This window comes from Kluyvera sp. NPDC087067, assembly GCF_044745165.1.
In the GTDB taxonomy this organism is placed as follows: domain Bacteria; phylum Pseudomonadota; class Gammaproteobacteria; order Enterobacterales; family Enterobacteriaceae; genus Kluyvera.
Genome location: NZ_JBIUZS010000002.1, coordinates 231,443 through 244,841 on the forward strand (window position 1 = coordinate 231,443; position 13,399 = coordinate 244,841).

The following is a 13,399-nucleotide window of genomic DNA, read 5'->3' on the forward strand; positions in this document are numbered from 1 at the left end:
AGCCTATCCTTGTATCACCTTCCCGGTGTGTCCTATGAAGAGTCATCATCCTGATGTTCACTTCATTGTGCGACTCCCTGTCGACGTAGATAGAATCCACTATTCCGCCTCGTCTTACAAGAGCCTGTCAGGCAAACCCTTAAGGCTTACAGTCTGATTATTTGCCAATGATATACATCACTTCATTGAATCTTAAGGGGATTATAGAACGGGTAGGAGGGGTGTCTTACTTATCTTCTGGCGATCTCTCACAGTGCGTGTAAGAGATCTCTCACAAAGTGACGGGCAAACTGTCTTACAGAATCGGATGAAGTTGAGTAAGGAAACTCGCAAGAGATGAGGCTAGCGGCAGACGGTTACGCGTTCCGAGCGTTTCTTTAACTACCTCTCCGGTCACGTTACACACGGAGATGACGTCTAGTTCGCTGTCCAGCGTGGCGATAAATAGCGTTGGCGAAAGCTTCAGACGTTTCTGCATGACCAGGTGACCAATCAGGTTTTCCTGCACGCGACGGAAATCGTCGTCACTCCACACCTGTAGCAGCGTCAGGGTCTCCCCCATGAACAGCGCCTGCATATCACCGGCATACTGAGTGGTATAATAAGTGTGAATGGGCTGTTGTACCACAATATCCATTGCGCGTTCAACGCCATTTACATTCTGCTCGCCGTCAAAGGGCTGTGGCTGCCAGAACACCGCATCGTCGGTGGTCGATACCTGACACGGCGACGGGATCCCGTAGAGCTCTTCGCTACGCGGCAGGCTATTGTGCTCACGCTGCCAGGCATCGCAATAACGTTGGGTAAAGGCGTGTAGTGCTTCTGCGGTCTGCTTATCCACGAATTTCTCTCTTCAGGTTAGCCAGGATACAATAAAGGCAATAGTGTACCTGCTTTATAATGGTGAAACATGTCTTCTTACGAGAACCATCAGGCGCTCTCTGGCCTCACGCTGGGTAAAACCACCGACTACCGCGATACTTACGATGCCACGCTGCTTCAGGGCGTACCGCGCAGTTTAAACCGCGATCCTTTAGGTCTGCATGCCGATTCTCTGCCGTTTCACGGGGCGGATATCTGGACGCTTTACGAGTTGTCCTGGCTTAATGCTAAAGGGCTTCCGCAGGTGGCCGTGGGTCATGTCGAACTCAGCCACGCTACGGTAAACCTGGTCGAGTCTAAAAGCTTCAAGCTCTACCTCAATAGCTTTAACCAGACACGATTTGCCAGCTGGCAAGCGGTACAGGAGACGCTCGAGCGCGATCTTAGCGCCTGTGCGCAGGGTAATGTCACCGTGGCGCTTTATCGCCTTGATGAAGTGGAAGGCCAGCCTATCGCCCACTTCCACGGTAGCTGCATTGACGACCAGGATATTGAAATCGATAACTATCAGTTTAATGCCGACTACCTTGACGGTGCCGCCGGTCAAAAAGTGGTGCAGGAGACGCTGGTCAGCCATTTGCTGAAATCGAACTGTCTTATCACCCATCAGCCTGACTGGGGCTCAGTGCAGATTCAGTATCGTGGCCCACAAATTGACAGGGAAAAACTGCTGCGCTATTTGGTCTCTTTCCGCCATCACAACGAGTTCCACGAGCAGTGCGTCGAACGTATCTTCAACGACATTCTGCGTTTTTGCGCGCCGGAAAGCCTGAGCGTGTATGCGCGTTATACGCGTCGAGGCGGTCTGGACATCAACCCGTGGCGCTCAAATACCGAATTTGTTCCTGCCATTGGTCGTCTGGTACGCCAATAACCTGAACAATTTATCAATGTTGTGCACATTGTTCCGCGCATGAGGTTGTAGAAAGGTTGCCAGCGAGGCTATTGTAATCATTAAGGAAGGCGATTTTCGTCCTGTAAGGAGTTCCCTTGATTACACATATTAGCCCGCTAGGCTCAATGGATATGTTGTCGCAGCTGGAAGTGGACATGCTTAAACGCACGGCCAGCAGCGACCTGTACCAATTGTTCCGCAACTGTTCACTGGCTGTACTCAACTCAGGTAGCCTGACCGATAACAGCAAAGAGCTGCTATCGCGCTTTGAAAACTTCGATATCAACGTGCTAAGCCGCGAACGCGGCGTGAAGCTTGAACTGATCAATCCACCGGAAGAGGCTTTCGTTGACGGGCGGATCATTCGTTCGCTACAGGCCAACCTGTTTGCTGTCCTGCGCGATATTCTGTTTGTTTACGGGCAGTTGCATAATGCCGTGCGCTTCCCGAATATCGATTTAGAAAGCTCCACGCATATCACCAACCTCGTGTTCTCCATCCTGCGTAACGCCCGTGCGCTGCACGTGGGTGAAGCGCCAAGCATGGTCGTATGCTGGGGCGGTCACTCCATTAACGAAAACGAATATCTTTATGCCCGCCGGGTCGGTAACCAACTGGGCCTGCGCGAGCTTAACATCTGTACCGGCTGTGGCCCGGGCGCGATGGAAGCGCCAATGAAGGGCGCGGCCGTCGGCCATGCTCAGCAGCGCTACAAAGAAGGCCGCTTTATCGGGATGACCGAACCATCAATCATTGCCGCCGAGCCGCCTAACCCGCTGGTCAACGAACTGATCATCATGCCAGATATTGAAAAACGTCTGGAAGCGTTCGTGCGTATTGCCCATGGGATTATCATTTTCCCAGGCGGCGTAGGTACGGCGGAAGAACTGCTGTATCTGCTGGGTATTTTGATGAATCCAGCGAACAAAAATCAGGTGCTACCGCTTATCCTCACCGGCCCGAAAGAGAGCGCCGATTACTTCCGCGTGCTGGATGAGTTCGTGGTGCATACGCTGGGTGAAGGGGCGCGCCGCCATTACAAAATCATCATTGACGATGAAGTGGAAGTGGCACGTGAGATGAAAAAGGCGATGCCGCTGGTCAAAGAAAACCGTCGTGATACCGGAGACGCCTACAGCTTTAACTGGTCGATTCGCATTGCCCCGGATTTACAAATGCCGTTCGAACCGTCGCACGAAAATATGGCGAATCTGAAGCTCTACCCTGACCAGCCTATTGAAGTGTTAGCGGCAGACCTGCGCCGTGCCTTCTCCGGTATTGTCGCGGGTAACGTGAAAGAAGTGGGTATCCGCGCCATTGAAGAGTTCGGGCCATTTAAAATCCACGGCGATAAAGAGATGATGCGCCGGATGGACGAGCTGCTTCAGGGATTTGTCGCCCAGCACCGTATGAAGCTGCCGGGCTCGGCCTATATTCCTTGCTACGAAATCTGCGCTTAAGAAACACACTTAGCGTATTCCTCTACGCTCCCGGCGGTATTCTCCGCCGGGAATTCAAAATTCCAGCACTAAAATCTCACTTTTCACGGCCATAGCCAATCGTTTGCGTGACATGGGTAACCAGACATTATCACCAATAGTTATGATTGAGCGCTAAAAAACGCCAGTTTCTTCATTTTTATCAGCAAAAACATCGTATTTACCCCCATCCCCATTTACCACTCATACTACGAATGTTAGCCTTCGCGACCATTAATTTTCGCATAAAAGCTGATCACAGGGTAAAGACCTGCAATAACCCTCCTCAAAAGTGGATTATTACAATTGGGATCCTGATCACTGATACATTTAGCAGTTAAATGTACATTTGCGCTCGTCAAAAACGGCTTCGGGTAAAAATCACAAAAAAACCGAATCGTATAAAATTTAATATTATGTTTATCGTTATTTTTACTTTATTTGTCTAAAAAATTAGCATTTTCCTTCCTCCAGGAGATACAGATGGAAAACACACAAACCAGCACCATCGTCACAGCAGATTCTGCTAGCGGATGGCGTAAAACAGATACAATGTGGATGCTGGGTCTTTACGGCACTGCAATCGGCGCAGGCGTCTTGTTCCTGCCAATTAATGCCGGTGTCGGCGGTATGATCCCGCTTATCATCATGGCGCTCCTGGCTTTCCCAATGACCTACTTTGCACACCGCGGTCTGACCCGCTTTGTGCTGTCGGGTAAAAATCCGGGCGAAGACATCACGGAAGTAGTAGAAGAACACTTCGGCGTTGGCGCAGGTAAACTGATTACCCTGCTCTACTTCTTCGCTATCTACCCAATCCTGCTGGTTTACAGCGTGGCTATCACCAACACCGTTGATAGCTTCCTGAGCCACCAGCTTCACATCACGCCGCCACCGCGCGCCATCCTGTCCCTGATTCTTATCGTGGGTATGATGACCATCGTGCGTTTTGGTGAGCAGATGATCGTGAAAGCGATGAGCATCCTGGTGTTCCCGTTTGTTATCGCCCTGATGGTGCTGGCGCTGTACCTGATCCCTCAGTGGAGCGGTGCCGCTCTGGAAACCCTGTCCTTTAGCAGCGCAGCGTCTACCGGCAACGGCCTGTGGATGACCCTGTGGCTGGCAATCCCGGTCATGGTGTTCTCCTTTAACCACTCACCAATCATCTCCTCGTTTGCAGTTGCCAAGCGTGAAGAGTACGGCGAAGGCGCAGAGAAGAAATGTTCTTCAATCCTGGCTCGCGCTCACATCATGATGGTGTTGACCGTAATGTTCTTCGTCTTCAGCTGCGTACTGAGCCTGTCCCCAGCGGACCTGGCTGCGGCAAAAGAGCAGAACATCTCTATCCTGTCTTACCTGGCTAACCACTTTAACGCGCCAGTGATTGCCTGGATGGCGCCAATCATCGCGATTATCGCTATCACCAAATCCTTCCTGGGCCACTATCTGGGCGCACGTGAAGGCTTTAACGGGATGGTTATCAAGTCTCTGCGCGGTAAAGGCAAAACCATTGAAATCGGTAAGCTGAACAAAATCACTGCGGCATTCATGCTGATCACCACCTGGATCGTGGCGACGCTGAACCCAAGCATCCTCGGTATGATTGAGACCCTGGGTGGCCCAATCATCGCGATGATTCTGTTCCTGATGCCGATGTATGCCATTCAGAAAGTACCGGCAATGCGTAAGTACAGCGGTCACATCAGCAACGTGTTTGTTGTTCTGATGGGTCTTATCGCTATCTCCGCAATCTCCTACTCTCTGGTCAGTTAATTCCCCGGCGCCGCCTTCGGGCGGCGCACCTCGTAATACAATGGACGCCTCATGATTAGCGTATTCGATATTTTCAAAATCGGCATTGGTCCTTCCAGCTCGCACACCGTCGGGCCAATGAAAGCAGGCAAACAATTCACGGACGACTTGATTGCGCGTGGGATCCTCGCTGATATCACTCGCGTGGTCGTCGATGTATACGGCTCACTTTCTTTGACCGGTAAAGGTCACCATACGGATATCGCCATTATTATGGGTCTGGCAGGAAATCTGCCGGATACGGTCGATATCGATGCTATTCCGTCATTTATCCAGGACGTGAACACTCACGGTCGCCTGCTGCTGGCGGACGGGCAACACGAAGTCGAGTTCCCGGTTGACCAGTGTATGAACTTCCACACGGACAACCTCTCGCTGCACGAAAACGGCATGCGTATCACCGCGCTGGCGGGTGATAAAGCGGTTTACAGCAAAACCTATTATTCCATCGGCGGCGGTTTTATCGTCGATGAAGAGCATTTCGGCCAGCAGGACGATGCGCCGGTCGCCGTGCCGTATCCGTATAAAAACGCGGCGGACTTACAGCGTCATTGCAGCGAAACGGGTCTGTCACTGTCAGGCCTGATGATGCAAAACGAACTGGCCCTGCACAGCAAAGAAGCGCTGGAAAAACACTTTGCCGACGTCTGGGCGGTGATGAAAGGCGGTATCGAGCACGGCACCACCACCGAGGGTGTTCTGCCTGGTAAGCTGCGCGTTCCTCGCCGTGCTGCCGCGCTGCGCCGTATGCTGGTCAGCCAGGACAAAGTAAACAGCGATCCGATGGCGGTCGTTGACTGGATCAACATGTTCGCGCTGGCGGTTAACGAAGAAAATGCGGCCGGTGGCCGCGTCGTGACGGCGCCGACGAACGGTGCCTGCGGTATCGTTCCGGCGGTGCTGGCGTACTACGACAAGTTTATCCGTGAAGTTAACGCCAACTCACTGGCTCGTTACCTGTTGGTCACCAGCGCCATTGGCTCATTGTACAAAATGAATGCGTCAATCTCTGGCGCTGAAGTTGGCTGCCAGGGCGAGGTGGGCGTAGCCTGTTCGATGGCGGCAGCCGGTCTGGCGGAGCTTCTGGGCGGTAGCCCAGCGCAGGTATGCATCGCCGCGGAAATCGGCATGGAACATAACCTCGGTCTGACCTGTGACCCGGTTGCCGGTCAGGTTCAGGTTCCGTGTATCGAGCGTAACGCAATCGCCTCCGTGAAGGCGGTAAACGCCGCACGTATGGCGCTGCGCCGCACCAGCGAGCCGCGCGTGTGCCTCGATAAAGTCATTGAAACCATGTACGAAACGGGTAAAGACATGAATGCCAAATATCGCGAAACTTCTCGCGGCGGTCTGGCAATGAAAGTCTCCTGCGACTAAGCACTTCCCCAGAGGCCTCGTTTTGCGAGGCCTCTTCCCGTTTTACTCCCCGCCAATAGCCTCACTTTGCCAGCAATGTTACCCTTAGCGTCTAATTTGTTAGGGAGAACACCGCGTGGCCGTTCATTTGCTCATCGTTGACGCACTCAACTTAATCCGCCGCATTCATGCCGTGCAGGGCTCCCCCTGCGTAGAAACCTGCCAACACGCGCTGGATCTGCTGATTGTTCACAGCCAGCCGACGCATGCGGTCGCGGTATTCGATGATGAGGCGCGCAATAGCGGCTGGCGACACCAGCGACTCCCGGACTATAAAGCGGGGCGCGCGCCCATGCCTGACGAGCTACATGCTGAAATGCCCGCCCTACGCGCCGCATTTGAACAGCGCGGCGTAGGCTGCTGGGTTTCTGCCGGTAATGAGGCCGATGATTTAGCCGCGACACTCGCGGTCAAGGTCACACAAGCGGGGCACCAGGCAACGATTGTCTCAACGGATAAAGGCTACTGCCAGCTACTCTCCCCCACGTTGCAGATTCGCGATTATTTCCAGAAACGCTGGCTCGATGCGCCGTTTATCGACAAAGAGTTTGGCGTGCTCCCGCAGCAGTTGCCCGACTACTGGGGACTGGCGGGAATCAGCAGTTCAAAAGTACCGGGGGTCGCGGGTATTGGCGCGAAGAGTGCTACGCAGTTGCTCGTACAATTTGGCACGCTGGAAGAACTGTATGCGCGGTTAGATGAAGTGCCGGACAAGTGGCGCAAAAAACTGGAAGCGCATCGGGAGATGGCGTTTTTATGCCGGGACATTGCCCGGCTACAGACGGATTTGCATATCGACGGCAATTTGCAGCAGCTACGGCTGGCGGGACGTTAATTCCCCGGGGTCGGCATACACGCCTCGCCCGGGCTACCAATTGGCGTAGGCCGGATAAGGCGTAGCCGCCATCCGGCAATGTGCTCGGTGATGCCTGATGGCGCGTAGCTTATCAGGCCTACAGGTTGTCAATACCCACATTCGAGCACGATTGTAGCCCGGCCAAGCGCAGCGCCGCCGGGATGGCAGGGATTAGCGTTCGTCGCGACGACCACCAACGGCTGCCCACAACCGGCGAATATGAACGGTCACTTCTTCACGATCGTGGTACAGCTGACGCGCCTGAATCTGCGCGTTGATACCATTCTCGTCCAGTTTCTCCTGGATATACGCCAGGTTACTCGACAATTCCTCGTAACGCTTTTTCATCGGCAGCTTCAGGTTGAAAATCGTTTCACGGCACCAGCCGTTAACCAGCCATTCCGCCATCAGCGCGGCAACCTTCGCCGGGCGCTCGACCATATCGCACACCATCCACGAAATGTTGTTACGCGTCGGGCGGTAGCGGAAACCATCTTCACGCAGCCAGGTCACCTGGCCGGTATCCATCAGGCTTTGCGCCATTGGGCCGTTATCCACAGACGATACCCACATGTTGCGTTTCACCAACTGATAGGTCCAGCCCCCCGGGCAAGCCCCCAGGTCAACGGCATACATGCCGTTTGCCAGACGCTCGTCCCACTCATCGGCAGGAATAAAGACGTGGAATGCCTCTTCCAGCTTCAGGGTCGAGCGGCTTGGCGCGTCGGATGGGAATTTCAGACGCGGGATGCCCATATAGAATGGCGAGTTGTTGGTGCTATAGGAATAACCGGTATAGCAGCATCCCGGCGCAATAAAGAACACGTGTACCACCGGGCGCTTGGTGGTTTCATACGGCGCTAACACCTTAGCTTCACGCAGCGCGGAACGCAGCGGTACGGTGAGCTTGCGGCAGAACTTCATCAACTCTTTGCTTTCGTTGGTATCCGCCACTTCCACGCGTAAATCGCCACCCTTCTCCACCACGCCTTGCAGCATGCCGACGATAGGCGAAACGCGGTCTTCCGGCGGCAGATCTTTTAACAGCTCCCCCACCACAATCATCTGGCGGGCAAAGACCAGCGAACTAAACGGCAGGTCGCGCGCGAGCTTATCCGCATCACCGTCCTGATAGCATTCGAAAATCACATAGCCTGAATTGTCTTTCACGCGCGCAAAGCCAAAAACTTCACGACGCCCGGCTTTGTCGGTAATTTCCGCAGCACACTCTTTCTCAAACCCAGGGCGGCAATACAGCACAACCTTATTCATGAACAACACCCTTACGCTTAAGTCGAATAGCACCAATTAACATCAAAACCCAACCGGCGAGGAAGCTCACGCCACCCACCGGGGTCACAAACGCCCACAGGCGTAAATGGGAGAGCGCCAGGCAGTAGAGGCTACCGCTGAACAGCACGGTTCCCAGCGCCATAAATACGCTACTCCAGTAGAACCAAATACTGATGCGGCGCTGCATCGCCACCGCAAGGCCAAAAATCGCTAATGTATGAAATGCCTGATACTCCAGACCGGTCTGGATCCAGCCCATCTCTACAACGCCCAACGATTTACTCAGCACGTGCGCGCCAAACGCGCCCAGTGCAACAAAAATAAAGCCACTGATGGCGGCAAATATCAGCATAAAACGGCTGGTCATGGTATTACCCTAAATTCAATTATTGGTCGTATCGAAAACGAAAAGTTTCTTGCTCATGCGCCGCTTTCGCCAGAATCCACTGACGAAAGGCCGCTATTTTACCCAGTTCTGCCTGACTGTCATGGCAAACCAGATAAAAAGCATTTTTACTGACGAGGACGTCGTTAAACGGGCACACCAGGCGACCCGCCTCAATTTCAGACTGCGCCATGACGTTATTCGCCAATGCAACGCCCTGTCCATGAATGGCAGCCTGTAGCACCATGGCGCTATGGCTGAAAATTGGCCCCTGCTGCACGTTAATGTGGTTTAGCCCGAGCTGGCGCGTATACGTTTGCCAGTCACGACGGGAAGCGTCATGAAGCAGCGTATGTTTTGCCAAATCGGCGGGCGTTTTCAATGCTTTTTCACCGGTGAGCAGCAGCGGAGAACAAACGGGGAGTAAATACTCAGCGTACAGTTTTTCCACGCGTAGCCCCGGCCAGTTCCCGCGACCATAAAAAATGGCCACGTCGACATCGTCCGCAAGCTTGTCTTCCTGACGGTCGACAGCCTGGATTCTGACATCGATTCCCGGATAAGCTGAGTTAAAGCTTGAGAGGCGCGGCACCAGCCACTGAATAGCAAAACTGGGCAATAAACTGACCGTCAACGCACCTTTCGCACTGCGTGCCTGTAGTTTACGCGTTGCCTCAGTTAATTGCGAAAAGATCTCTTTGATGTCCTGAAAATAGCTCTGCCCTTCTTCGGTGAGAAGCAGCGAACGGTTACGCCGACGAAACAGCTTTAACCCCAGGAAATCCTCGAGAGACTTGATTTGGTGGCTTACTGCGGCCTGCGTCACAAAAAGCTCATCGGCCGCGCGCGTGAAGCTCAAATGCCGTGCTGCAGCATCAAATACACGTAATGCATTAAGGGGTGGCAAACGCTTTGACATAGTCCCAGAACTCAATTGTTAATTGATTTTAACAAATAGGAAACACTCTTTAACCTATTAGTTTTTTTTATCTGAGACATTATAATTTGTCCGTTGAGCTTCTACCAGCAAATACCTATGATGGCGGCACTTCCTGAGCCGGAACGAAAAGTTTTATCGGAATGCGTGTTCTGGTGGGCTTTTGGCTTACGGTTGTGATGTTGTGTTGTTGTGTTTGCAATTGGTCTGCAATTCAGATCACGGTAGCAAGGCTACCCTTTTTCACTTCCTGTACATTTACCCTGTCTGTCCATAGTGATTAATGTAGCACCGCCAAATTGCGGTGCTTTTTTTTGCCTGCGATATCGCTATTTACCCAGCGCGACCATCTCTTTCACATCGCTACGATTAATCTGCTGTTTAACGCCGTTAGCGTCCTTGTACGAAATCATACCGGTATCATTATCCGTCTGCGGTTTACCCTCAGAGACAATGCTACGACCATCATTGGTATGCATTACGTAGTTCGGGCTAGAACATGCACTCAGGGCGAAAGTCAGCATACAGGCAGAAATAATTGCGGCAGTCTTTTTCATCTTCATACTCCTTTAAGCGATTTATACTATTAAACTCATATTCGGTAACAGGCATAAACATTTGCCTAACATTAAATAGCATAAGACACTGGTCGGATTTCGCCAGAAAAAACAGAATTTTCTTACGGTTAGTACAGACCTTGTATCCAGCCCTGATTTGCGCGACGATCGGCCCATCGATATGAGGAATTTCATGAACGCGTTCTCTCCCGCGCAGTTTCGCGCACAGTTTCCCGCCCTGCACGATGCCGGGGTATACCTTGATAGCGCCGCCACGGCGCTAAAACCGCAGGCGGTTATTGAGGCGACAAATCATTTCTACTCGCTAAGCGCAGGTAACGTTCATCGCAGCCAGTTTGCCGAGGCACAGCGCTTAACCGCGCGCTACGAGGCCGCCCGTGCGCAGGTAGCGAGTTTACTCAATGCCCCAAGCGGCAAAGATATTGTGTGGACTCGCGGCACCACCGAGGCCATCAATATGGTGGCGCAATGCTACGCGCGCCCTCGCCTGCAACCCGGCGATGAGATTATCGTGAGCGTCGCCGAGCACCATGCAAATCTGGTGCCGTGGCTGATGGTGGCTCAGCAAACGGGGGCGAAGGTGGTACAGCTGCCCTTAGCCGCTGATCATGTGCCGGACGTTGCGCAACTCACCACGCTTATTACTCCCCGCAGCCGCATTCTGGCGTTGGGGCAAATGTCCAACGTGACCGGCGGTTGCCCGGATTTGGCGCTTGCCATCACGCTTGCGCATCAGGCAGGGATGGTGGTGATGGTCGACGGCGCGCAGGGCGCGGTGCATTTCCCGGCGGACGTTCAGGCGCTGGATATCGACTTTTACGCGTTTTCCGGCCACAAACTTTACGGGCCAACCGGCATTGGCGCGCTGTATGGTAAAAGCGAGCTGCTGGATGCCATGACGCCCTGGCTTGGCGGCGGTAAGATGATTAGTGAAGTGACCTTTGACGGCTTTACTACCCAGCCAGTCCCGTACCGACTGGAAGCCGGGACGCCTAACGTGGCGGGAGTTATTGGGCTGAGCGCGGCGCTCGAATGGCTGAGTGATATCGATATTCAGCAGGCCGAATCCTGGAGCCGTGGCTTAGCCACGCTTGCAGAGGACGAATTAGCAAAACGCCCGGGCTTTCGATCGTTTCGCTGTCAGGACTCAAGCCTGCTAGCCTTTGATTTCGCGGGCGTCCATCACAGCGATATGGTCACGCTGCTGGCAGAGTACGGCATTGCATTACGCGCCGGTCAACATTGCGCCCAGCCGCTGTTGGCAGCGATGGGCGTCAGCGGTACGCTACGCGCCTCGTTCGCCCCTTATAATACGCAGGACGATGTTCAGGCGCTTGTCAGCGCCGTCGACCGTGCACTCGAACTTCTGGTGGATTGATGACAACTTCTTTGCTTGCCGGACACCCGTTCGGCACTACCGTAACGCCAGAAACGTTACGTCAGCAGTTTGGCGCGCTTTCTCAATGGGAAGATAAGTACCGCCAGCTGATTCTTCTGGGTAAGCAGCTTCCTGTACTGTCGGACGAGCTGAAAGCGCAGGCGCAAGAGATCCCCGGCTGCGAAAACCGCGTCTGGCTGGGGTACGCGCTGCAAGACAATGGCACGCTGCACTTCTTTGGCGATAGCGAAGGGAGAATTGTCCGCGGGCTGCTGGCGGTATTGTTGACCGCCGTGGAAGGCAAACGGCCAGCGGAGATCCTTGAAAACGATCCGCTGGACCTGTTTGATGAGCTGGGGCTACGCGGGCAGCTTAGCGCCTCACGCACTCAGGGCCTGACGGCCCTTTGCGAAGCGATGGTGGATGCAGCGCGTCAGACGCTGGCCTGACGTGTCGCTTTCGCGAGCATTTTTTTGAACGCATGCGAGACCGCCACAAAGCCAAAGGTGGCGGTGACCATGGTTGCCGCACCGAAACCTGACGCACAGTCCATGCGTTTTGGCCCTTCCGCGGTGCTTTTCATAGCGCAAACGGAACCGTCTGACTGCGGATAGACCAGCGCTTCGGTTGAAAATACGCAGTCCACGCCGAGTTTTCCTTTGCTGTTCTTCACCACGCCAAATTCGCTTTTCAGCCGCTCGCGCAGCTTAGCCGCCAGCGGATCCTGAATGGTTTTCGCTAAATCGCTGACCTGGATCTGCGTCGGATCAATCTGTCCGCCCGCACCGCCGGTGGTCACAAGCGGCACCTTATAGCGGCGGCAGTAGGCGATGAGCGCCGCTTTAGGGCGCACGCTGTCGATAGCGTCGATGACATAGCTGTAGCCCGCCCCCATATACTCCGCGACGTTTTCCGGGGTGACGAAATCATCCACCACGGTAACGCGGCATTCGGGGTTTATCAGTCGGATACGCTCCGCCATCACTTCCGCTTTTGCCAGCCCGACGTTGCCGCCCAGCGCATGGATCTGCCGGTTGGTGTTGGTGACGCAGACATCGTCCATATCAATCAGCGTGATCGCGCCAATGCCGGTACGTGCCAGCGCTTCCGCCGCCCAGCTCCCTACACCGCCAATACCTACCACGCAAACGTGCGCATCGGCGAAAACCTGTAGGGCTTTTTCGCCGTATAAACGCGCCGTGCCGCCAAAACGCTGACGCCAGGCGTCACTGATAACCACAGACATAAAACCTCAAATAGATTGATATCGAGCGCTCCCGGCGTCGCTACGCTCGGCCGGGCTACATCAAAAAAAACATCGTGGGCCGGATAAGGCGTTACGTCGCCGTCCGGCAGCATGTGCGGCATTGCCTGATGGCGCTACGCTTATCAGGCCTACACCACCACAGTACCCCAGCCAGGCAATGCATCACCGAAACAGTAGCCCGGCCGAGCAACGCGACGCCGGGGAAACACCGGCACAGTCCCC

Annotated in this window: 13 protein-coding genes; 7 read left to right on the top strand and 6 right to left on the bottom strand. The window is 54.0% G+C overall.

What is annotated here, in order from left to right; genetic code table 11:
• Positions 1-295: 295 nt before the first annotated feature.
• The gene (gene syd, locus ACIPDS_RS06485) at positions 296-841 is read right to left on the bottom strand and encodes a SecY-interacting protein (RefSeq protein ID WP_166515756.1); all 546 of its coding nucleotides are present in this window, start codon (positions 839-841) and stop codon (positions 296-298) included.
• A gap of 69 nt (positions 842-910) precedes the next feature.
• On the opposite strand from syd, the gene queF reads away from it, so the two are divergent.
• The 5 genes from queF to xni all read left to right on the top strand — a co-directional run bounded on the left by queF (position 911) and on the right by xni (position 7,318).
• Positions 911-1,756 (top strand): NADPH-dependent 7-cyano-7-deazaguanine reductase QueF, encoded by an 846-nt coding sequence (queF, locus tag ACIPDS_RS06490; RefSeq protein ID WP_400733918.1) that lies wholly within the window; start codon positions 911-913, stop codon positions 1,754-1,756.
• A gap of 116 nt (positions 1,757-1,872) precedes the next feature.
• Positions 1,873-3,237: a nucleotide 5'-monophosphate nucleosidase PpnN gene (gene ppnN, locus ACIPDS_RS06495; RefSeq protein ID WP_166515754.1), complete on the top strand. Its 1,365-nt coding sequence runs from the start codon at positions 1,873-1,875 to the stop codon at positions 3,235-3,237.
• Positions 3,238-3,738: 501 nt separating this feature from the next.
• Complete coding sequence (locus ACIPDS_RS06500) at positions 3,739-5,028, top strand: HAAAP family serine/threonine permease (protein ID WP_166515753.1); 1,290 nt, start codon at positions 3,739-3,741, stop codon at positions 5,026-5,028.
• A gap of 51 nt (positions 5,029-5,079) precedes the next feature.
• Positions 5,080-6,444 carry an L-serine ammonia-lyase gene (locus ACIPDS_RS06505; protein ID WP_400733924.1) on the top strand — a complete coding sequence of 455 codons (1,365 nt, stop codon included), beginning with the start codon at positions 5,080-5,082 and terminating at the stop codon, positions 6,442-6,444.
• 115 nt (positions 6,445-6,559) lie between these two features.
• Positions 6,560-7,318 (top strand): flap endonuclease Xni, encoded by a 759-nt coding sequence (gene xni / locus ACIPDS_RS06510; RefSeq protein WP_166515751.1) that lies wholly within the window; start codon positions 6,560-6,562, stop codon positions 7,316-7,318.
• Between the two features lie 192 nt (positions 7,319-7,510).
• Here xni and rlmM read toward each other — a convergent pair whose 3' ends face one another.
• The 4 genes from rlmM to ACIPDS_RS06530 all read right to left on the bottom strand — a co-directional run bounded on the left by rlmM (position 7,511) and on the right by ACIPDS_RS06530 (position 10,511).
• Positions 7,511-8,611, bottom strand: a complete 1,101-nt coding sequence (gene rlmM / locus ACIPDS_RS06515) for a 23S rRNA (cytidine(2498)-2'-O)-methyltransferase RlmM (protein ID WP_400733929.1) — start codon at positions 8,609-8,611, stop codon at positions 7,511-7,513.
• Positions 8,604-8,999: a DUF423 domain-containing protein gene (locus tag ACIPDS_RS06520; protein WP_052282103.1), complete on the bottom strand. Its 396-nt coding sequence runs from the start codon at positions 8,997-8,999 to the stop codon at positions 8,604-8,606. The genes rlmM and ACIPDS_RS06520 overlap by 8 nt, the downstream gene beginning before the upstream one ends.
• A 19-nt stretch (positions 9,000-9,018) precedes the next feature.
• A complete protein-coding gene (gene gcvA, locus ACIPDS_RS06525) occupies positions 9,019-9,936 on the bottom strand; it encodes a glycine cleavage system transcriptional regulator GcvA (RefSeq protein WP_166515749.1) in 918 nt (305 codons plus the stop codon).
• Positions 9,937-10,283: 347 nt separating this feature from the next.
• On the bottom strand, positions 10,284-10,511 hold the full coding sequence (locus tag ACIPDS_RS06530; RefSeq protein WP_166515748.1) for a YgdI/YgdR family lipoprotein: 228 nt from the start codon (positions 10,509-10,511) through the stop codon (positions 10,284-10,286).
• Between the two features lie 193 nt (positions 10,512-10,704).
• Here ACIPDS_RS06530 and csdA point away from each other — a divergent pair, with 193 nt between their 5' ends.
• Entirely contained in the window at positions 10,705-11,910 is a 1,206-nt protein-coding gene (gene csdA / locus ACIPDS_RS06535; RefSeq protein ID WP_400733935.1) for a cysteine desulfurase CsdA, read from the top strand.
• Positions 11,910-12,359, top strand: a complete 450-nt coding sequence (gene csdE, locus ACIPDS_RS06540) for a cysteine desulfurase sulfur acceptor subunit CsdE (protein WP_400733938.1) — start codon at positions 11,910-11,912, stop codon at positions 12,357-12,359. Before csdA ends, csdE begins: the two co-directional genes overlap by 1 nt.
• On the opposite strand, the gene tcdA is transcribed toward csdE, so the two are convergent.
• The gene (tcdA, locus tag ACIPDS_RS06545; RefSeq protein WP_400733941.1) at positions 12,344-13,156 is read right to left on the bottom strand and encodes a tRNA cyclic N6-threonylcarbamoyladenosine(37) synthase TcdA; all 813 of its coding nucleotides are present in this window, start codon (positions 13,154-13,156) and stop codon (positions 12,344-12,346) included. The two genes, csdE and tcdA, sit on opposite strands and share 16 nt — an antisense overlap.
• Positions 13,157-13,399: the final 243 nt, after the last annotated feature.